The following is a 19,853-nucleotide window of genomic DNA, read 5'->3' on the forward strand; positions in this document are numbered from 1 at the left end:
CATGTTGTAATCCTTTTGACTACGCTTTATGCGTGTAATTGCTTTGTCTTTCATAATAAGTCGAATTTGTGTCAACTTATTTCAGGACGAGACACGTTTAATAAAAAAGCCCTGCATTTTTGCAGGGCTTTTTCTATATTCTAATATCTCAATTCTCAATACTAATTTCTTGAAATTAAAACTCAGCATTTTGCGGAGTCCTTGGGAAAGGAATAACATCGCGGATGTTACTCATGCCGGTAACGAACAGTACTAAACGCTCAAAACCAAGTCCGAAACCGCTGTGTACAGCAGTACCGAAACGACGTGTGTCAAGATACCACCATAGTTCTTCCTCGTCGATACCAAGCTCGGCAATTTTTTGCTGAAGCACGTCAAGACGCTCTTCTCTTTGTGAACCACCAACAATTTCTCCAATACCAGGGAAAAGAATATCCATAGCACGAACGGTTTTGTTGTCGTCATTAAGGCGCATATAGAATGCTTTGATCTTAGCAGGGTAATCAAATAGTATTACCGGAGATTTAAAGTGTTTTTCTACAAGGTAACGCTCGTGCTCACTTTGCAGGTCGGCACCCCATTCTTCAATAATATAGTTAAACTTCTTATTCTTGTTAGGTTTAGAGTTTTTAAGGATGTCAATGGCTTCTGTATAGCTAACACGCTTAAAGTTGTTTTCCAGTACAAACTGAAGTTTCTCTAAAAGCCCCATACCGCTACGCTCGTTTTGTGGCTTCTGCTTTTCTTCTGCCGCAAGGCGTTCATCCAGGAATTTAAGATCATCCTCACATCTTTCCATTGCATATTTAATAACATACTGGATAAAATCTTCAGCAAGATCCATGTTAGCGTCAAGGTCGTTAAACGCAACCTCAGGCTCAACCATCCAGAATTCGGCAAGGTGGCGTGATGTGTTAGAGTTTTCAGCACGGAAAGTAGGACCGAATGTGTATACCTGCCCTAAAGACATAGCGTAAGTTTCTGCCTCCAGCTGACCCGATACGGTAAGGTTTGTTTCTTTACCGAAGAAATCTTCTTTATAATCTACTTTACCTTCCTCTGTACGTGGTGTGTTATCAAACGGTAATGCGGTAACCTTGAACATTTCACCTGCACCCTCGGCATCACTACCGGTAATGATAGGTGTGTTTACATACACAAATCCTTTTTCCTGAAAATACTGGTGGATTGCAAATGATAGTACCGAACGTACCCTCATAATGGCTCCAAAAAGGTTAGTACGTGTTCTAAGGTGCGCGTTTTCTCTTAAAAATTCAAGAGAGTGTTTTTTAGGCTGCATAGGGAATTTCTCAGCGTCGCTGTCTCCTAAAATTTCAACCTGCGAAACTTTTATCTCATATTTCTGTCCTTTACCCTGGCTTTCCACAAGGCTACCTTTAATGGCAACTGCAGCTCCGGTAGTGATACGCTTTAACGTCTCTTCCGGAGTGTTTTCAAAGTCAACAACGCATTGGATATTATGTATAACCGAACCATCGTTCAGTGCTATAAACTGATTATTTCTAAAAGTTCTTACCCATCCTTTTACTGATACTTCATCAATCGTGTTGGTGCTGTTCAACAGGTCTTTAACTTTTGTGTGCTTCATTTTTGTTTAAAATTAAATATAGTATAAACTAATAAAAACGTGCATTTTACTTATTACAAAATACAAATGCCTGCAAATGTAGTAAAAACAACAGGAACTATAAAAGCTTTTTAGGGAGTGTGAGAATCTTATACGGTTAAATTTTAGTAATATTGCGCAATTGCGCCTAACCTTAAATTAACATTGCTGTGAAAAAGTATTTTTTTGTTCTTCTTTTATTATTGTTTTTTGCGCCTTTTGTAAACGGGCAAACACTTGTAATTAATGAGGTAGTTACATCTAACTCACAAATAATTACCGATGAAGATGGTGATTATGAGGATTGGATAGAATTGTATAATGCAGGTTTAGAAAGTATTAACCTTCAAGGGTATGGATTGTCTGATAATAATGATCTTTTTCAATGGGTATTTCCTTCTAAAACAATAGCGCCGGGAGAATATCTTTTATTATGGTGTTCCGGTAAAGATAAAACGGACCCTTTAGCTCCTATGCATTCTAATTTTAAAATTAGTGCTGATGGTGAGACTATAACGCTTACCAGTCCGGAGGGGGGTGTGGTTGATAGTCAAGATGGGGTTATTATACCTCAAAATTTTTCTTATGGACGACAACCTGATGGAGGTAATGATTTTATGATTTTTCCTGTGCCTACACCCGGAGAGAGTAACACTACCGAGGGTTATTCGGAAATTTTAGAAGCACCATTATTTTCTGTTGCTTCGGGTTTTTATAATGAAGGATTTAATCTTGTTCTTACAGCTAACGAGCCTGATGCCTTGATTCTATATACACTGGACGGATCTGAACCTGATGAGAATAATCTTGGAGGTACAACTTACCAGTATAAAAACCAATATCCGCAAAATCCGGGGAATCCCGTTGGTGTGTTTTTGTCGCAAAGTTTTATAACATATTCTTATAACGGGCCTATTGTAATATCAAATCGTAGTGATGAACCTAACAAAATAGCATCTATATCCAGTACTTACGATTTTAATCCGGCCTATATTCCTGATTTTTTGTTAAATAAAAGTACTACAGTACGGGCAAAGGTTGTTAAAAACGGCGCTATGTCCAGTAGGGTGGTAACGGCAAATTATTTTGTTTCACCACAGGGAGGGAGCTGGTTTTCACTTCCTGTAGCATGTATTAACCTTAGTGAAAACTTATTTTTTGATTATGAAGAAGGTATTTATGTAGCAGGAAAGGATTTTGACGACTGGAGAGCGGTAAATTTGAATGCCGGACTTGGATGGTGTGATGCTAATTTTAAACGAAACGGGAGTGATGCAGAGGTAAAAGGAAATTTTAGCTATTATGAAAACGGTATGCAAAAAATAAATCAGGATGTTGGTATACGAATTCATGGCGGTACAACTTCGGCCTACTCTAATAAATCATTAAGACTTTATGCAAGGGCAGAATTTGGAGAAGACAGGTTGGATTATTCCTTTTTTGGAGAAGATAATGATGGTAGTTTCAAGAGGATAATTTTGAGAAATTCGGGTAATGATTTTGCTACTACTTATTTTTTAGATGCCTTTATACATAACTCTGTAAAGCATTTGCATTTTGATACACAGGATTATCAGCCTACAGTTACTTTTATTAATGGTGAGTACTGGGGTATGCTAAATTTAAGGGAGCGATATGATAAATATTATTTTGAAAGGGTTTACGATATTCCTGAAGATGAGATTGATTACCTTGAACTTGCAGGGCAGGTTGAAATAAAAGAGGGCGACGCAAATCATTATAATGCATTGATCGATTATTTGGAAGGAAATACACTTGAAGAAGATGAAAACTATAATTATGTTATAACACAAATTGACCCTGTTAATTTTGCTGATTATTATATTACCGAAATTTACATAGATAACCTGGACTGGCTTGATAATAATGTTGAGCTTTTTAGACGAAGAACAGCAGTTTATAATGAACAGGCTCCCTATGGTAGTGATGGAAGATGGAGATGGATTTTAAAAGATACCGATGTTGCTTTTGGACTTGCGGGTAGTTTTTCTCACAATACCCTGGCTATGGCAACAGAGCCTAACGGTACTTCACACCCTAATCCGTCTTGGGCTACACTTAGCTTTAGGAGAATGCTTGAAAATCAAAAATTCAGGAATTACTTTATAAACCGGTTTGCAGATTTACTTAATACTGCTTTTTTGCCTGAGCGCATGCAGGGAATATATGATGGTATGAAACAGGTAATCGTACCTGAAATTGAAGATCATTCTAACCGATGGTTAGCTATACCATCGGTTCAGGATTGGGATAACTATACGGGAGCTATTATAAATTTTGCTACACAGCGTCCTGCTCATCAAAGAGAACATATACAGCAGGAGTTTGATATTTCAGGAACTGTGTCTGCAACACTTAATGTGTCAGATACAAGTATGGGGTATATTAAAATGAATACGATAAATATTAATGGGTCTACACCCGGAGTAGAAGAACTTCCTTATCCTTGGAACGGAATTTATTTTTATAATATTCCGGTAACTATAAAGGCATTGTCGTTGCCGGGGTATGTGTTTAGTCATTGGACAGGTGATATAACCGGTTTTGACGAAGAAGTTGTATTTACTCCTACACAGGATTTTTCTGTTGTGGCACATTTTATTCCTGCGGTACAAGAGCCGGAAGCGGAAGTTATTTATTTTTGGTTGTTTGATGGTAATATTCCTAATGATACTCCTTTAACAGAAATAAATACTACTTATCCAGTTTCTCAGCAAGGGGTTTTTGTGTCATATGTTTCCTGTCTTGAAGGCTATCCGTTCAACGAAGGGCACCCTGAATGGAGAATCGCTTCTATGGAAAGAAGAAATAAGCCAACAGAAATAAATTATCAGTCTCAGGTAAATAATGATAAGTCATTTGAGGAGTCGGGTATGAAAGCTATTCAAATAAAACAACCTTTTCAGTTTAACGAAAAGGAAAATGCTTTGCTATTTAATATTTCTACAATAGGATATAAAAAAATAAAATTTGCCTTTGCTGCTATGGATGAAGGGGCGGCAAATAACTTAGTCGTTGATTACTCTCTTTCAAATGAAGTAGAGTGGATTACAACCGGTATGGAAACTTCCTCTTTTTTGTTAACAGATGCTTATCAGCTTTTTGAAATTGATTTCTCAACGATTCAGGGGGTTGCAAATAATGAGAATTTTAAAATGAGGGTACGGTTTGAAGGTGATGATATGACTGTTGATAATGGTAAAAGAGTAACTTTTAATAATATAGGTTTGCTGGGAGTACCTATTACGGCAGAAATACCAGAGAATAAACCCCGATTATTTACTGTTTACCCTAACCCGGTTTCAAATTTACTTTACATAAAGTCTGTAAATAATCTAAATGCTGTTTTTAGCCTATATGCTTTAGACGGAAAGCTTGTAAGTAAGGGAGATTTAACAAATGGAAGTATTGATGTAAGTTTCCTTGAGAAAGGTATGTATATACTTAACCTTTCAGCAGGTGAGACCAGGAGTGTTATAAGGATAATTAAAAAATAGCCGTTCAATTTGTAGTATCTTTGGCTTTACTTAAACAATAGTGCCATGAACTGGATTTTACTTGTTATAGCAGGGCTTTTTGAAGTGGGCTTTGCTTCATGCCTTGGTAAGGCTAAAGAGACTACCGGAACTGCCTCTCAATTATGGATGGGTGGTTTTTTTGTATGCCTTGCTATCAGTATGTTTTTATTGTATAAAGCTACCCAAACACTGCCTATTGGTACTGCTTATGCCGTGTGGACAGGAGTAGGGGCGGTAGGAACGGTTTTAGTAGGGATTGTTGTGTTTAAAGAACCTGCCGATTTCTGGAGGCTTTTCTTTATCACTACACTTATAGCTTCTATTATTGGGCTAAAATTTGTTTCGCACTAAAACAGGCTGAATACAAAAGACAGCTTGATGGATATGTTACGGTCAAACTCCGGTAAATGATATGGGCCATAACGGTAAAAGGCGGTTAACCCAAGTCCTTTAAATATCTCATTAAATTCCATACCACTTTCATAGTAACCTTTTTCGAGTGTGTTATAGGGTTGTCCTATATGTTTTTCCGGACTTTCCATATTACCCCAAACGCCTCGGGTTACCAGTACCGGGCTAAGCTTAATGTCGCCAAAAAGATTTAATCTTCTAAAAGCATGTTTTACCTGGAACATGGCATATTGGCTCGAGAAGAACTCGTTAAAGTACATGGTTTCAAAACTGTTTTTACCGGCAAAGGTAATACGGGCTATAACGCCGTTTTTATCCAGGTTGTTTGGTGAGGTGCTGTACAGGTGGGTGATAGGAGTGTCACCCATAGCTAAACCTCCCTGTATAACCAGCGATGTTTTTTGTCCGTTAATGTATTTTTTCTCATACTCGGTCCTGAAATCGAGTTTGCCAAAAGTGAAATCACTGTCAAATAATCCAGTAACTGCCTGAGTGTACTGGAATGTAAATTTAGGGAATCGTTTTTCTACCTCAATACGTCCCTCGGGTGTCTGCATAAAATCACTAAGCGGATTCCATTGCAGGGCTGCCTCAAAGGTGCTGAGGTTGTATTTTGTGTATAACTCTCCGTTAGTGTTAAAGGCGTAGTCAAAACGCGGCTCTACACTGGTGCGGCTAAAGCCCCATCGGCTTTCCGTTTTTGGGATTATTTTGGTTTCTATATACCCGTGCCATTTTCGGTATTTGTAAAAAGTGGAAACGTTTATAGGGCGGGGGTCATATATTTTAAATACCCGCTTATCGGTAGCAAAATTTGTGCTACCAATTTCCTGTACATCTTCGGTAAAAGAGCCTCCAATCCATGAGTCTGAAAAACGTCCCAGTCGTACTGCTCCGCCAAGGTTGTATTTAAACTGTCCGTCTTTAGTACCATAAGCCCCATAAGTACTGATTCGAAATACTTCAGAGAATTTATTATTGGTTATTCCGCCTACGCCAAACCTCACGCCTTCATAGTTGTTGTACTTTACAATCTGTCTCAGGTCAAAGTCAAAAAAGCCAACAGGCAGGTATCCGGTAATAACCCTTTTACCTAAGTTGATAAATTGTTCTATTCTTTCCTTGGTTAAAATACTATCCAGTGCAGGGTAGGTTTTAATGCTGCGTTCGTCCAGTGTATCGGCTCTGTGTTGTGTCCAGTAGCTTTCAGGGCGGGTAATGGCTTCTTCATTTATCTCTATAGCAATAGCCGGCCTTCTTATGGTTAGCGGGATATTGAATTCCTTATCAGAATTAATGGATTCAGAATATACATATACAAAGTCAGACGGCTCTTTATCCCTGTCGGGACTTGTGGTGTTTATAGCGTCAAATTTGATGGTTTCACCCAGTATATTTATGTCTTCGCGGTTGTTGCCTTTTACTATTTTAAGGGTTTTTCTGTCGGGAAACCAAATACCCTGTTCTTCCTCAAACTTAAACAGGTGGGTAGAGGTTATGTCCAGTACGTTTTTTACCCTGAATACCGCTTTTGCAACGCCAAAGGTATTGCTGTCTATGTATACCAGTCCGTCAAGCCTTTTTTTCTTATTGGCTCGCTTTGGGGTAAAATAGATCATGAATGTTTTACGGTTGTCTATGTATACCGTATCGAGTATTCTGTATTTGTATTCTAAAAGTGCGTTGTATGATAAAGGTCCTCTGTATTTTGTTTCCAGTAGGTCTACGTCATTATAGACCGAATAGGATTGAAGGCTTAATCCTATAAACTCATATACAGGTTGTTTGAAGCCTGCCATACGTGCAGCAAGTATATTTTCTTTAAGTCCGTCTTTTTTTGTATAGCTGAATTCCGATATCTTTTCGGTTTGATACAGGTGTTGCTTTTCAATCAGCTTTTTGAATTTGTAGTCGGTCGAGTCTATTTTTAATATCCTGCGTCCTGTTTTTTCATACAGGTAAATTGAATCCAGTTTTGAACTGATGGAATCGGGGTTTGCAGTAACAATAAGTTTGTTGTAGGTTTTGTATTTAAAACTGTTTAGTTTTAACTGCGGATCGTTGCTTTCCTTAATGCGGATAGCATGTTTTATTATGGTTGTAGCCTTGTTGGTTTGGTTAATAACCAGTTCTTCCAGTTCGTTTGCTTTTGCTTTTAGGGATACGGTATAAAATCTTTTTCCGCTGCGTGTTTTAACGGTTTTGGCTTCATAACCGGTGTAGGTAATGGTTATGTTTTGTTGCCTGGTTTTGCTTTCAATTATAAATTTACCGTCAAGGTCGCCAATAATGGTGTTGCCTTCCTGTGTTTTTATAGTAGCAAAAGGTAGTGGTGAGTTGGTACTGCCGTCCTTAACTATCCCGGTTATTGTAAACTGGGCGTTGGCAGCCATGCTGAACAAAAAAAGCAGGACGGTAATAACTCTCATAGGGGTTTTTAAAGCTAAACGCGCAATACGTAAAATTGTTACAAAGATAGGTATAAACAAAGAGTCCGCTGTTACCAGCGGACCTTAAAACTTATACTTTCATGATCTCGGCCTCTTTGTGAGCCAGTAGGTCATCTATTTTCTTAATGTAAGCATTGGTAAGCTCCTGTACATCATCTTCTGCTTTTTTACAAACATCTTCCGATGTGCCGTCTTTTTCAAGTTTCTTGATTTCGGTGTTAGCGTCTTTACGTGCATTACGTACACCAATTTTAGCATCTTCTGCTTCTGCTTTAGCCTGCTTTACAAGATCCCTTCTTCTTTCCTCAGTTAATGCCGGTATATTAATGATGATGTTTTCACCATTGTTCATTGGGTTAAAACCAAGGTTAGCAATCATAATTGCTTTTTCAATTGGTTGTAACATAGCTTTTTCCCAAGGTGTAACCGTTAAGGTTCTTGCATCGGGAGTATTAACGTTTGCAACCTGAGAAAGAGGTGTTTGAGCACCGTAGTAATCTACTTTTACACCACCAAGCATGGCAGGGCTTGCTTTACCTGCACGGATGTTAAGGAATTCTTTTTCAAGGTGGCTAAGAGATCCTTTCATTGACTCTTCGCTACTATCTAAAATAAAATCTATTTCTTCCATAATGCTGTTTCTTTTCAGTTTTTAATTAAACGCTTACTGTAGTTCCTACAGTATCACCTTCACATACTTTTACAAGGTTGCCTGCTTTGTTCATATCAAACACTATAATAGGCAGTTCGTTTTCCTGGCTAAGTGTAAAGGCAGTTGTATCCATGACATTAAGCCCTTTTTGAAGTACGTCTTCAAAAGTAAGCGTATCATATTTAGTCGCGTTAGCGTCTTTTTCAGGGTCGGCAGTATAAATACCGTCAACACGTGTACCTTTTAATATTACATCGGCATGTACTTCCACACCTCTTAGTACTGCAGCTGTATCGGTAGTAAAGTATGGGTTACCTGTACCGGCTCCAAAAATTACAATTCTTCCTTTTTCAAGGTGGCGTACAGCACGTCTTTTAATATAAGGTTCTGCGATAGCTTCAATTTTAAGGGCGGTTTGTAGCCTGGTTTGCATACCGGCATCTTCAAGAGCTCCCTGTAATGCCATACCGTTAATAACGGTGGCCAGCATTCCCATATAATCTCCCTGAACCCTGTCCATACCGTTGCTGGCTCCGGATACACCTCTAAAAATGTTACCGCCTCCAATAACGATTGCTATTTCAACACCTTTATCGTGTATTTGTTTTATCTCGTGGGCATATTCGGCAAGTCTTTTAGGATCAATGCCATACTGCCTGTCGCCCATAAGGGCTTCGCCGCTTAGCTTTAACAGGATTCTCTTATATTTCATAGGGTAATATTTGACTGGTGCAAATATAGTAATTATTGTTTTTCTTAAAACAGAATTTTAACCCCTGCTTATGATAGGTATTTACGCAATGAGCTCCTCGTAGGATTTTTTAGCCGATTCGTACCCAATATTGAAAATCTCCTCCATTTTTTGCTTGTTGGTTTCAAAGGTACTGTATAGTGCAAGCTCATCTGGGCTGATAACCCAATCGCAAAGGGTAAACTTTTGCATATTGCTGTTTGCCGAAAGTAAATCGTAAGCACGGGTGGTTACTGCTTTGATGGATTTCAAATCGTCAGCACCAATTTTTTGTATAGGGCTAACGTATATTCCTATCAGGGTTTCACAACGTCCCTGCAATACATCGGTAGGAAAGTGGTTTATAATACCGCCGTCGCTGTATATTTTACCGTCTATTTCATAAGGTGATATAATACCCGGAAAAGCAGATGATGCCAGTACGGCATCGGCAATTTTGGTTTCCGGGCCAAAGATTTTAAGCTTACCGGTAACCAAATCGGTTGCAGTAATGTGCATGCGGTATTTCATTTCCCCGATTAGGGTTTCGCCAAAGGCCGAATGAAAATAGCTTTTAAAAGCTTCAGAATCTATAAAACCTGCCTTGCGGAAGGTAAAGTGTTTCCAGTGGAAAAAGTATATGGATTTAAAGAATTCCAGTATCTCTTCGGGCGATTTACCGTGAGCGTATAAGGATGACACAATAGCACCCGAACTGGTGCCTGCCAGATGGGATGGTTTTATCCCTATTTCGTCAAAAAATTTTAGTACCCCTGCATGGGCTAAGCCTTTTGAGCCTCCCCCCGAAAAAATAAGGCCTATAGTGCTGTTGTCAAATTTCATGGTGTGATTAGAATTACCTGACTAAATTACAGTTTTTTATTGGATGGCTTCTTTTTTGCTATTGCAAAAAGTAATTTACTTTTACACAAATTTATATTTATGAGTACACTAATAGAAAAAAGTCTGGATAACAGTTATTCTTATTCAGAGTACCGAAACCATATAGGTTTGCTTCTTCAGGACGGATTGTCTACAGGGGCAACACAATCGGAAGATTTAACCAATTACAGTTCGCTTAATGAAGTGAGAATGAATCGTCTTGACAAGACCATTAAGTTAACAGATGATATTAAGGCCAGGCTGGGCAAGCTTAAAAAAGAGCATGTACTGCTTGTAATATCTGAAGGCTGGTGTGGCGATGCGGCACAGATTGTACCTGTTATAAGCAAAATGGCTAATGAGACCGATAAGCTGGAGCTGGAAATAGTACTTCGTGATGATAACGATGAACTAATGAACGAATATTTAACTAACGGGGCAAGGTCAATACCGAAGCTGGTGTTAGTGGAGAAAGATACCCATATTGCCCGCGGAAGCTGGGGTCCAAGACCTCATGATGCGGCAAAGTTGATAAGGGATTATAAAGAACAGCATGGTGTTATTGACCAGGAAGCTAAAACCGAACTGCAAAAATGGTATTTGCACGATAAAGGTGAAAGCACCATGAAGGAAATAACACTACTGCTTGAAAATGCAGAGAATATGTAATAAAAAAGTCCGCTCATCGAGCGGACTTTTTTATTTTGTCATCCTGACGGCAGGAAGGATCTCTTATTCCTTTTCCAGTATTTCATCTATTTGATCGTAGCTTAAGTTGTATCCTAAAAAATTACCGTTTTTATCAATAAGTATTTTTGATGGTATTGATGTGATTCCGTAATAGTCACATATTTCAGAATCCCAATCGTTCTCGGTAATATAGTTTTTCCAAATCAATCCGTCTTTTTCAATAGCTTTTTTCCATTCGTCTTCTTCATCATCTATCGAAATGGTTATTATTTCCAGCTTATCGCCGTATTTTTTAGCCAGTTCAGGTAATTTTTTATTTTCTCTTCTACAGGGGCCGCACCACGATGCCCAAAAATCTACAATGGTGAATTTGTTGTTTGGAGTATAAAAGTTTTCTGTTTTACCCTCAGTATTCTTTAGTGTGAAGTTTTTTACCGGAGTGCCTTTTTGTGTTCTTTTTTTTGTGTTTAATGTAATGTTGATAATTCTTAAGTCATTGCTATACATTGTGGTAGTGTCAATGAGGTTTTTTATTTCTTTAATCTGAGAAGTGTTTAATACACTGTCTGAGTTTAAATGTAAAATTCTGCCATGTATAGGAGATTCGGGGAACGAGTCTATATTCTTTTTAAGCTGTTGCATTATAAGGTCTCCATAGTTGTTTTTTTTATGGTTTTTCCGCCAAAAAGCAGTATAGTTATCCCATATTTTATGGTTTAATGAACCTTCTATTTTCTTGGTTTGCAGAAATGTATAATTAATACTGTCAATTTCTTTAGTGATGTAGTCAAAGTCAACAGTGATATCTCCTTTATCTAAAAAAATAACACCTAAGTTTCCCGGGGTTTTTAGGTGAAGAAAAGCTTCTCCCTGATCAACACTGTCAAGTGTGCCTTCAAATCTAAAAGTGTTGTTTTTTACAACGGTACAGTCTTTTTTGCTGCCGTATGATAAAAATATAGTATCGTTATATGAGGTTAAAAGTTTACCTGTTAAAGTGAATTTTTCACCTATAGGTTTTTGCTCTTTTTCATTGCAGCTTATTAATGTTGTTGTAGATACAATTAGTAAGGCAAGGATTGTTTTTAAGGTGTGTTTCATTATGGTTTTTGATTTGGTTTCTATCTTATAACGTAGAAATCACCTTAATCTTGTTAGAAGTTGATATTCCTCCCGGATTACACCCCGGTAACCCTTCGGGTATATCGGCATTAATGCTTTTGTAGTATTCTATCCAGGCAGGGAAATAATCGTTTGTGCCGGGTTCTTTATAGGTCATGGGTTGTAATTCAAAAAACGGAGTTCCGTTATTGGCAAACTTAAAAGCGTCATAGATAAGTTCACTACAATAGTAGGCACCGTTATCATATACATATTCATCGTCATATGGAACGCCAATTTGCTCCAGTGAAAAGTTGATAGCCTTAGTGATAAGCTTACGGTATTTTCTTTTTAGCCTTCCTACATACATTGGTTTTGAAGTATTTTTTGAAAACTTTTCCAGCGTAGTAAGGCGAACGGCACTTCCGGCAGCCTCAATAACATAAATGGTGTCGTTACGGTGATACACCATACCCATGTGGCTAAAGTCGTTTCCGTTATAGCCTTCGGTTACGGCTTCTATGGCGTCACATAACGGACCGCAATCCATATCCTGAAAAATAAGGTCGCCGTCTTTAAGTTTTATGTTTTGTGCAAAAAGGGAGTTTGCAGCTAAGAGTAAAAAGAATATTGCTTTTTTCATGCTGCAAAGATACCTAAAGCTATTCGTTATTCAGGCCTCTCACCATAGTTTCAAAAGCATCGGGTAGAATGGCATCCTCTACCGAGAATTCACCTATTTTGGTTCGGCGTAGTGCTGTTAGGTGCGAACCACTTTGCATGGCAACGCCAAAATCGTTAGCAATAGAGCGGATGTAAGTTCCTTTACTACAAACAATTCTGAAATCTACTTCGGGTAATGCTACGCGGGTAATTTCAAACTCATGTACGGTAACCTTGCGGGAAGCAATTTCTACCTCTTCGCCTTTGCGGGCGTGTTCGTACAGGCGTTTTCCGTCTTTTTTGATAGCCGAGAATACAGGTGGTTTCTGGTCTATCTCACCGGTAAACTGTTTTGTGGTTTCCAGTATCAGTTCTTCAGTTATATGTTCGGTTGGGAAAGTAGCATTTACTTCTGTTTCCAAATCATATGAAGGGGTAGTGGCTCCAATATGGAAAGTTCCGGTATATTCCTTTACCATGCCCTGTAGCTCAGGGATGCGTTTGGTGAATTTTCCGGTGCATATAATAAGTAGTCCGGTAGCCAGAGGGTCAAGAGTTCCGGCGTGGCCTACTTTAATCTTTTTTAAGCCTAAGTTTTTTTTAAGGGCCCATTTTACTTTATTCACTGCCTGAAACGAACTCCATTGCAGTGGTTTGTCAATCAATACTACCTGTCCTTCCTGAAAACTTTCTGCCGTCATTAAATAATAGTAAGTGGGTGAATAAAGTAATGTATTATAATTACTGCCAGTCCGGCAATAATCCTGTAGTAGCCAAACACTTTAAAACCATGTCGGCTAAGATAATTAATAAAGGTTTTTATGGCCAGTGTGCCTACAATAAAGGCAACTATGTTGCCAATGATAAGTAGGTTTACCTGATCTCCGGTAAGTTCAAATCCGGCTTTATAGTAATCAAATGATTTTTTTGCTGTTGCGCCAAACATGGTAGGTACTGCCAGGAAGAAAGAAAATTCGGCAGCAGCCTTACGCGAAAGCTTTTGCGACATACCACCTACAATACTGGCACCACTCCTTGATACACCCGGTATCATGGCAATACACTGAAAGAATCCTATTTTTAATGCGGTAGCGTAGCTTATTTCGGTATTCTCAGAATCGCCAAAATAGTCGTCTACCTTTAAAAGGATAACCCCGCCTATAACCAGTGATATGGCTACCGTTAGCGGACTCTCCAGCAGGCTGTCTATAAAGTCGCTTAATAATAATCCAAGTACTACGGCGGGCATAAAGGCTACCAGTAGTTTTAGGTAAAAATCTACCGTTTGGAAAAAACGTTTAAAGTAAAGTACAATTACCGAGAGTATAGCGCCAAGCTGTATAACTATGGTAAACAGTTTGGTGAAATCGTCGCCTGCAATCCCAAAAAAGGAAGAAGCGATAATCATGTGTCCGGTAGATGAAACAGGTAAATACTCGGTTAAGCCTTCAATGATGGCTATAATAATGGCCTGTAAGTAATCCATTAGGGGTAATTATTTTTTGAAGTTCTTAATTTCGGCGTCTTCCGGAAAATTGCTGTCTTTTTTAGCATTCGGGTTTTTAAGTATGGCATAAATAGTAACACCAAAACCAATAAGCACTACAGTAGGTGCAAGCCTTATTCTCCTAAAGTTGAAAATAGCATCGTTAAATACTTTAGGGTCGTCGCTACCGCCACCTGCCATAAGTATAAAGCCCAGTAAAATAACGCCAAGGCCTATTAAAAGTATTTTGTAGTTTACCTTTTCAAAAAGGAAATGTGTTTTTATCTCGTTACCCATAATAATTGTTTCAGGTTTAAAATTTCAGGTTTTGCGGTTTGCTTAATATAAATCGTCTGTCCTTAGGTTAAGGAAACGCTGCGTAGCAAAGAACGTACTTATGGCTGCGATTATTATACCAAAGCCCAGTACACCGCCCATTACAATAGCTGTAGGAACCCAGTCTTTCCAAATGTCCAGGAATGGTAGCTTACCGTCTACATAGTTAACCAGCCATAATAAAGCTCCTATGGCAAGTAGTGCGCCTATAAGCCCCAGTTTAATGCCTCTCCATATAAACGGCCTCCTGATGAACGATTTTGTTGCACCTACCATTTGCATGGTTTTAATGGTAAAACGGTGTGAATATATGGATAGCCTAAGCGAACTGTTTATAAGCAGCATGGCTACAAAGGTAAGTCCGCCGCTAATAACCAGTATCCAAAAAGTTATTTTCTTAATGTTTTCGTTAGCCATTTCTACCACTACGGCATCATAACTTACATCGGCAACCATTTCGTTTTTCCTGAACTTCTCATCAATTTTCTTGATGCTGTCCGGCTGTACGTAAGCACTTTTGAGGTGAATGTCGTAAGAATCAAATAACGGATTTTCAATAAGGCTTTCAAAGTCGCCTAAAATATCCTTGTTCTTTTCGGCTGCTTCCTTTTTGGAAACATAGTGAAAGTTTTTAATGTAGTCTGCCGTTTCAAGCTCTTTACCAAAAGCCTTGATGTTTTCGTCTTTGGCTTCCCTCTTAAAATAAATCGTAAGCGGAATATTCTCCTTAACATAGCCCGACAGCTTTTCTGTATTAATAACAAAAAGCCCTAATGCCCCTAAAAGGGTAAGTACTATGAAAATGATTAATATAACCGAGAAATATGAAGAAATCAACCGCCTTTTTTGAAATTTTTCAAAAGATGATGCCATACACACATTAATTTTAGGTGTAAAAATAAATAAAGTATTTGTTTATACATAGTTTATAACGGGCAAAGTTTTGACTTTCGTACAATAAGCGTAAATTTGCCTTCCTTAAAGACTTTCAAACTTTTGACTTTAGACTGATACAATGAAATACAATCCTAACGAAATTGAAGCCAGATGGCAAAAGTACTGGGCAGAGAACGGTACTTTTATGGCAGAAGATGTTTCTGATAAGCCGAAATACTATGTGCTTGATATGTTTCCTTACCCATCGGGGGCAGGATTACACGTAGGGCACCCACTGGGTTATATCGCTTCAGATATTTATGCACGTTACAAACGCCACAAAGGTTTTAACGTACTGCACCCACAGGGATATGACAGTTTTGGACTTCCGGCAGAACAGTATGCTATCCAAACCGGGCAGCACCCTGCTGTAACTACCGAAACCAATATTGCGCGTTACAGGGAGCAGCTGGATAAAATAGGCTTTTCTTTTGACTGGGACAGGGAGGTGAGAACATCTAATCCTGAGTATTACAAATGGACACAGTGGATATTTATCCAGCTGTTCAATTCGTGGTTTGATATCGATGCTAACAAGGCAGAAGATATTCGTACCCTTGTTATTGAGTTTGAAGCGAATGGTAATACAAAAGTAAATGCGGTTTGTGATGATAACATCCCTACGTTTACTGCTGCCGAATGGAAAGGTTACAGCGGAGAGGAGCAGCAAAAAATATTATTAAAATACCGACTTACGTATCTTGCCGAGACCGAAGTGAACTGGTGTCCGGCTTTGGGTACTGTATTGGCAAACGACGAAATTGTAAATGGTGTTTCCGAAAGGGGAGGGCATCCGGTAGTGCGTAAAAAAATGACGCAGTGGAGTATGAGAATTTCCGCTTATGCCGAAAGGTTACTACAAGGTCTTGATACTATTGACTGGACCGATTCGCTAAAAGACAGTCAGCGTAACTGGATTGGAAAATCGGTTGGGGCTGCGGTTACCTTTAAAGTAAAAGACAATCATAATAAATTCCTTCACCTGTTAACGGGAGATGATACCGGAGAGTTTGCGATAGATGTTTTTACTACGCGCCCTGATACTATTTTTGGGGTTAGCTTTATGACACTGGCGCCGGAACACGAACTGGTAGCAAAAATAACTACTCCGGAACAGAAGGAAGCGGTTGAGGCATACATCGAGGCTACTTCAAGAAAGAGTGAGCGCGAGCGTATGGCCGATGTAAAAACCATATCAGGGGTATTTACCGGTGCGTATGCCGAGCATCCTTTCACTAAAGAGCCTATTCCGGTTTGGATTGGTGACTATGTGCTTGCAGGTTATGGTACAGGAGCTGTTATGGCAGTACCTGCCGGAGACCAGCGTGATTATGATTTTGCGAAGCACTTTAATATCCCAATCAAAAATATTTTTGACGGAGTTGATATTTCCGAAGAGGCTTATGGCGCTAAAGATGGCGTGAAGCTACAGGATTCTGACTTCCTAAACGGACTTGATTATAAAAAAGCGACCAAAAAAGCTATTGAGGCGCTTGAAGATATAGGGCAGGGTAAGGGTAAAACCAATTACCGCCTTCGTGATGCGGTGTTCTCGCGCCAGCGTTATTGGGGTGAGCCGTTCCCGGTTTATTATGTAAACGGGTTGCCGCAAATGATAGAGGATAAGTACTTGCCAATACACCTTCCGGAAGTAGAGAAATACCTTCCTACCGAAGACGGACAACCGCCGTTAGGGAACTCTAAAGAGTGGGCATGGAGCGTTGCAGAGCACAAAGTGGTAAGCAACGACCTTATTGATAATGTATCGGTATTCCCGCTTGAGCTAAACACTATGCCGGGTTGGGCAGGTAGTTCATGGTACTGGTTAAGGTATATGGACCCGCACAATGATGAGGAGTTCGTATCTAAAAAAGCACAGGAATACTGGGAGAGTGTAGACTTATATATTGGCGGTAGCGAGCATGCTACTGGTCACTTGCTATACAGCCGTTTTTGGAATAAGTTTTTAAAAGACCGCGGATTTATCGCTCAGGAAGAGCCGTTTAAAAAGCTGATTAATCAGGGGATGATTTTGGGAACTTCGGCTTTTGCATTCCTGAAAAGAGATGCTGGTAAACTTACTTTTGTAAGTAAGGAAGAATTTAAAAAACATGCTGAAGCTGAAAATACAGATGGAGCTACATACCAAGCACTTCACGTTGATGTGTCGCTTGTAAATGCTTCTGATGAATTAGATGTTGAAGGGTTTAAAGCACATCCGTTAAGTCAGGATTATAAGAATGCCGAATTTATTTTAAATGAAAACGGTAAGTACATTGTAGGTCGTGAAGTGGAAAAAATGTCCAAGTCAAAATACAATGTAGTTAACCCTGATGATATTTGTGAGCAGTATGGTGCCGATACTTTAAGGCTGTATGAAATGTTCCTTGGTCCGTTAGAGCAGGCCAAACCATGGAATACTGCCGGTATAACAGGAGTTTCGGGCTTCCTTAAAAAACTATGGAAACTGTATTTTGATGATAACGGACTTATTGTTAATACGAATCAGCCAAGTAAGGAGGCATACAAAATACTTCATAAAACCATTAAAAAGGTACAGGAAGATATTGAGAACTTCTCGTTCAATACATCGGTAAGTTCATTCATGATTGCCGTTAACGAACTTTCAGCTATTAAATGTCATGAGCGTACCATACTTGAGCCGTTTACCATACTTATTTCGCCTTATGCGCCACACATTGCCGAAGAACTTTGGCATAAGTTAGGGCATCAGGATAGTATCTCTAAAGTGCCGTTCCCTAAATTCAATCCGGAGCACCTTGTGGAAAGCAGTAAGGAATATCCGGTATCGTTTAACGGAAAAATGCGCTTTAAAATTGAATTACCTATGGATATGCCTGTCCCTGAAATAGAGAAAACTATTTTAGCCGACGAGCGTACCGTACAGCAACTTGACGGACGCGCACCTAAAAAGGTGATTGTTGTTCCGGGTAAGATTATTAATATCGTAGGATAAACCTTTTTTAAGGTTATAAGTTATGTTAAACCGCAGCTCTGGCTGCGGTTTTTTTATATGTATTCCTGTCATTCTGAACGGAGCGCAGCGTAGTGAAGAATCTTTTTCTATAACAGATCCTTCCTCTCGTCAGGATGACACTCGTGAGTACTAGGATTCGCTTTGTCATTCTGAACGAAGCGTAGCGTAGTGAAGAGTCTCTTTTTATAATAGATCCTTCCTCTCGTCAGGATGACACTCATACGAGTAAGGCTGTGTTTTGTCATTCTGAACGAAGCGTAGCGTAGTGAAGAATCTCTTTTCTATAATAGATCCTTCCTATCGTCAGGATGACACTCATACGAGTAAGGTTGTGTTTTGTCATTCTGAATGGAGCGTAGCGTAATGAAGAATCTCTTTCTATAACAGATCCTTCCTGTCGTCAGGATGACACTCATGCGTGCTAGGATTCGCTTTGTCATTCTAAATGAAGCGTAGTGTAATGAAGAATCTTTTTCTATAATAGATCCTTCCTATCGTCAGGATGACACTCATACGAGTAAGGTTGTGTTTTGTTATTCTGAATGGAGCGTAGCGTAGTGAAGAATCTTTTTCTATAACAGATCCTTCCTGTCGTCATGATGACACTCATGTGTATTGGGCTCTGCTTGTTATTCTGAACGGAGCGCAGCGTAGTGAAGAATCTATTTTTATAATAGATCCTTCCTATCGTCAGGATGACACTCATACGGGTAAGGTTGTGTTTTGTCATTCCGAATGGGCGCAGTGTAATGAAGGATCTTTTTCTATAATAGATCCTTCCTGTCGTTAGGATTACACTCATATAAGTAAGGTTGTGTTTTGTCATTCTGAGTGGAGCACAGCGTAATGAAGAATCTTTTTCTATAACAGATCCTTCCTCTCGTCAGGATGACACTCATACGAGTAAGGCTGTGTTTTGTTATTCTGAATGGGCGCAGTGTAATGAAGAGTCTCTTTTTATAATAGATCCTTCCTGTCGTCAGGATGATACTCGTACGTGTTGGGTTCTGCTTGTCATTCTGAATGGAGTATAGTGTAGTGAAGAATCTTTTTCTATAACAGATTCTTCCTGTCGTCAGGATGATACTCATGTGTATTGGGTTCTACTTGTCATTCTGAATGAAGCGTAGTGTAGTGAAGAGTCTCTTTTTATAATAGATCCTTCCTATCGTCAGGATGACACTCATGTATATTGGGTTCTGCTTGTCATTCTGAACGGAGCGCAGCGTAGTGAAGAATCTTTTTCTATAACAGATTCTTCCTGTCGTCAGGATGATACTCGTACGTGTTGGGTTCTGCTTGTCATTCTGAACGGAGCGCAGCGTAGTGAAGAATCTCTTTCTATAACAGAT

General features: G+C 39.1%; 15 protein-coding genes. 4 read left to right on the plus strand and 11 right to left on the minus strand.

Features of this window, described 5'->3' with window-relative positions:
• Positions 1 to 175: 175 nt before the first annotated feature.
• Entirely contained in the window at positions 176 to 1,609 is a 1,434-nt protein-coding gene (gene asnS, locus GN157_RS09020) for an asparagine--tRNA ligase (RefSeq protein WP_157483095.1), read from the minus strand.
• A gap of 188 nt (positions 1,610 to 1,797) precedes the next feature.
• Here asnS and GN157_RS09025 point away from each other — a divergent pair, with 188 nt between their 5' ends.
• Positions 1,798 to 5,145: a CotH kinase family protein gene (locus GN157_RS09025; RefSeq protein WP_157483096.1), complete on the plus strand. Its 3,348-nt coding sequence runs from the start codon at positions 1,798 to 1,800 to the stop codon at positions 5,143 to 5,145.
• Between the two features lie 45 nt (positions 5,146 to 5,190).
• Positions 5,191 to 5,517 carry a DMT family transporter gene (locus GN157_RS09030; protein ID WP_035134507.1) on the plus strand — a complete coding sequence of 109 codons (327 nt, stop codon included), beginning with the start codon at positions 5,191 to 5,193 and terminating at the stop codon, positions 5,515 to 5,517.
• Here GN157_RS09030 and GN157_RS09035 read toward each other — a convergent pair.
• The 4 genes from GN157_RS09035 to GN157_RS09050 all read right to left on the minus strand — a co-directional run bounded on the left by GN157_RS09035 (position 5,514) and on the right by GN157_RS09050 (position 10,252).
• Positions 5,514 to 8,006, minus strand: a complete 2,493-nt coding sequence (locus tag GN157_RS09035; RefSeq protein ID WP_157483097.1) for a DUF5686 family protein — start codon at positions 8,004 to 8,006, stop codon at positions 5,514 to 5,516. The genes GN157_RS09030 and GN157_RS09035 overlap by 4 nt on opposite strands.
• Before the next feature lie 91 nt (positions 8,007 to 8,097).
• A complete protein-coding gene (gene frr / locus GN157_RS09040; RefSeq protein WP_317163532.1) occupies positions 8,098 to 8,661 on the minus strand; it encodes a ribosome recycling factor in 564 nt (187 codons plus the stop codon).
• Positions 8,662 to 8,683: 22 nt separating this feature from the next.
• Entirely contained in the window at positions 8,684 to 9,391 is a 708-nt protein-coding gene (pyrH, locus tag GN157_RS09045; RefSeq protein WP_035134501.1) for a UMP kinase, read from the minus strand.
• Positions 9,392 to 9,472: 81 nt separating this feature from the next.
• The gene (locus tag GN157_RS09050) at positions 9,473 to 10,252 is read right to left on the minus strand and encodes a patatin-like phospholipase family protein (RefSeq protein WP_157483099.1); all 780 of its coding nucleotides are present in this window, start codon (positions 10,250 to 10,252) and stop codon (positions 9,473 to 9,475) included.
• Positions 10,253 to 10,351: 99 nt separating this feature from the next.
• On the opposite strand from GN157_RS09050, the gene GN157_RS09055 reads away from it, so the two are divergent.
• Positions 10,352 to 10,960, plus strand: coding sequence for a thioredoxin family protein (locus GN157_RS09055; RefSeq protein WP_157483100.1), 609 nt, complete (start codon positions 10,352 to 10,354; stop codon positions 10,958 to 10,960).
• 63 nt (positions 10,961 to 11,023) lie between these two features.
• On the opposite strand, the gene GN157_RS09060 is transcribed toward GN157_RS09055, so the two are convergent.
• The 6 genes from GN157_RS09060 to GN157_RS09085 are packed head-to-tail and all read right to left on the minus strand — an operon-like array spanning position 11,024 to position 15,440.
• A complete protein-coding gene (locus GN157_RS09060; RefSeq protein WP_157483101.1) occupies positions 11,024 to 12,082 on the minus strand; it encodes a TlpA disulfide reductase family protein in 1,059 nt (352 codons plus the stop codon).
• Between the two features lie 25 nt (positions 12,083 to 12,107).
• The gene (locus GN157_RS09065) at positions 12,108 to 12,725 is read right to left on the minus strand and encodes a YiiX/YebB-like N1pC/P60 family cysteine hydrolase (protein ID WP_157483102.1); all 618 of its coding nucleotides are present in this window, start codon (positions 12,723 to 12,725) and stop codon (positions 12,108 to 12,110) included.
• A gap of 19 nt (positions 12,726 to 12,744) precedes the next feature.
• Complete coding sequence (gene truB / locus GN157_RS09070) at positions 12,745 to 13,446, minus strand: tRNA pseudouridine(55) synthase TruB (RefSeq protein WP_157483103.1); 702 nt, start codon at positions 13,444 to 13,446, stop codon at positions 12,745 to 12,747.
• On the minus strand, positions 13,446 to 14,231 hold the full coding sequence (locus GN157_RS09075; protein WP_157483104.1) for an undecaprenyl-diphosphate phosphatase: 786 nt from the start codon (positions 14,229 to 14,231) through the stop codon (positions 13,446 to 13,448). The genes truB and GN157_RS09075 overlap by 1 nt, the downstream gene beginning before the upstream one ends.
• A gap of 9 nt (positions 14,232 to 14,240) precedes the next feature.
• Positions 14,241 to 14,528: a DUF3098 domain-containing protein gene (locus tag GN157_RS09080; protein WP_157483105.1), complete on the minus strand. Its 288-nt coding sequence runs from the start codon at positions 14,526 to 14,528 to the stop codon at positions 14,241 to 14,243.
• A 42-nt stretch (positions 14,529 to 14,570) separates the two neighbouring features.
• Positions 14,571 to 15,440: a cell division protein FtsX gene (locus GN157_RS09085; protein WP_157483106.1), complete on the minus strand. Its 870-nt coding sequence runs from the start codon at positions 15,438 to 15,440 to the stop codon at positions 14,571 to 14,573.
• 142 nt (positions 15,441 to 15,582) lie between these two features.
• On the opposite strand from GN157_RS09085, the gene leuS reads away from it, so the two are divergent.
• On the plus strand, positions 15,583 to 18,480 hold the full coding sequence (leuS, locus tag GN157_RS09090; protein WP_157483107.1) for a leucine--tRNA ligase: 2,898 nt from the start codon (positions 15,583 to 15,585) through the stop codon (positions 18,478 to 18,480).
• The last annotated feature ends 1,373 nt before the right edge of the window (positions 18,481 to 19,853 follow it).

The sequence above is a fragment of the Flavobacterium rakeshii genome, from assembly GCF_009741375.1.
Lineage (GTDB): Bacteria > Bacteroidota > Bacteroidia > Flavobacteriales > Flavobacteriaceae > Flavobacterium > Flavobacterium rakeshii.

Bases quoted from the DNA above. Each gene is read 5' to 3' on its own strand.
- GN157_RS09085 (WP_157483106.1), bottom strand. From the start codon at position 15,440: ATGGCATCATCTTTTGAAAAATTTCAAAAAAGGCGGTTGATTTCTTCA.
- pyrH (WP_035134501.1), bottom strand. From the start codon at position 9,391: ATGAAATATAAGAGAATCCTGTTAAAGCTAAGCGGCGAAGCCCTTATG.
- GN157_RS09065 (WP_157483102.1), bottom strand. From the start codon at position 12,725: ATGAAAAAAGCAATATTCTTTTTACTCTTAGCTGCAAACTCCCTTTTT.
- GN157_RS09075 (WP_157483104.1), bottom strand. From the start codon at position 14,231: ATGGATTACTTACAGGCCATTATTATAGCCATCATTGAAGGCTTAACC.
- GN157_RS09080 (WP_157483105.1), bottom strand. From the start codon at position 14,528: ATGGGTAACGAGATAAAAACACATTTCCTTTTTGAAAAGGTAAACTAC.
- asnS (WP_157483095.1), bottom strand. From the start codon at position 1,609: ATGAAGCACACAAAAGTTAAAGACCTGTTGAACAGCACCAACACGATT.
- GN157_RS09055 (WP_157483100.1), top strand. From the start codon at position 10,352: ATGAGTACACTAATAGAAAAAAGTCTGGATAACAGTTATTCTTATTCA.
- leuS (WP_157483107.1), top strand. From the start codon at position 15,583: ATGAAATACAATCCTAACGAAATTGAAGCCAGATGGCAAAAGTACTGG.
- GN157_RS09030 (WP_035134507.1), top strand. From the start codon at position 5,191: ATGAACTGGATTTTACTTGTTATAGCAGGGCTTTTTGAAGTGGGCTTT.
- GN157_RS09035 (WP_157483097.1), bottom strand. From the start codon at position 8,006: ATGAGAGTTATTACCGTCCTGCTTTTTTTGTTCAGCATGGCTGCCAAC.
- truB (WP_157483103.1), bottom strand. From the start codon at position 13,446: ATGACGGCAGAAAGTTTTCAGGAAGGACAGGTAGTATTGATTGACAAA.
- GN157_RS09050 (WP_157483099.1), bottom strand. From the start codon at position 10,252: ATGAAATTTGACAACAGCACTATAGGCCTTATTTTTTCGGGGGGAGGC.
- GN157_RS09060 (WP_157483101.1), bottom strand. From the start codon at position 12,082: ATGAAACACACCTTAAAAACAATCCTTGCCTTACTAATTGTATCTACA.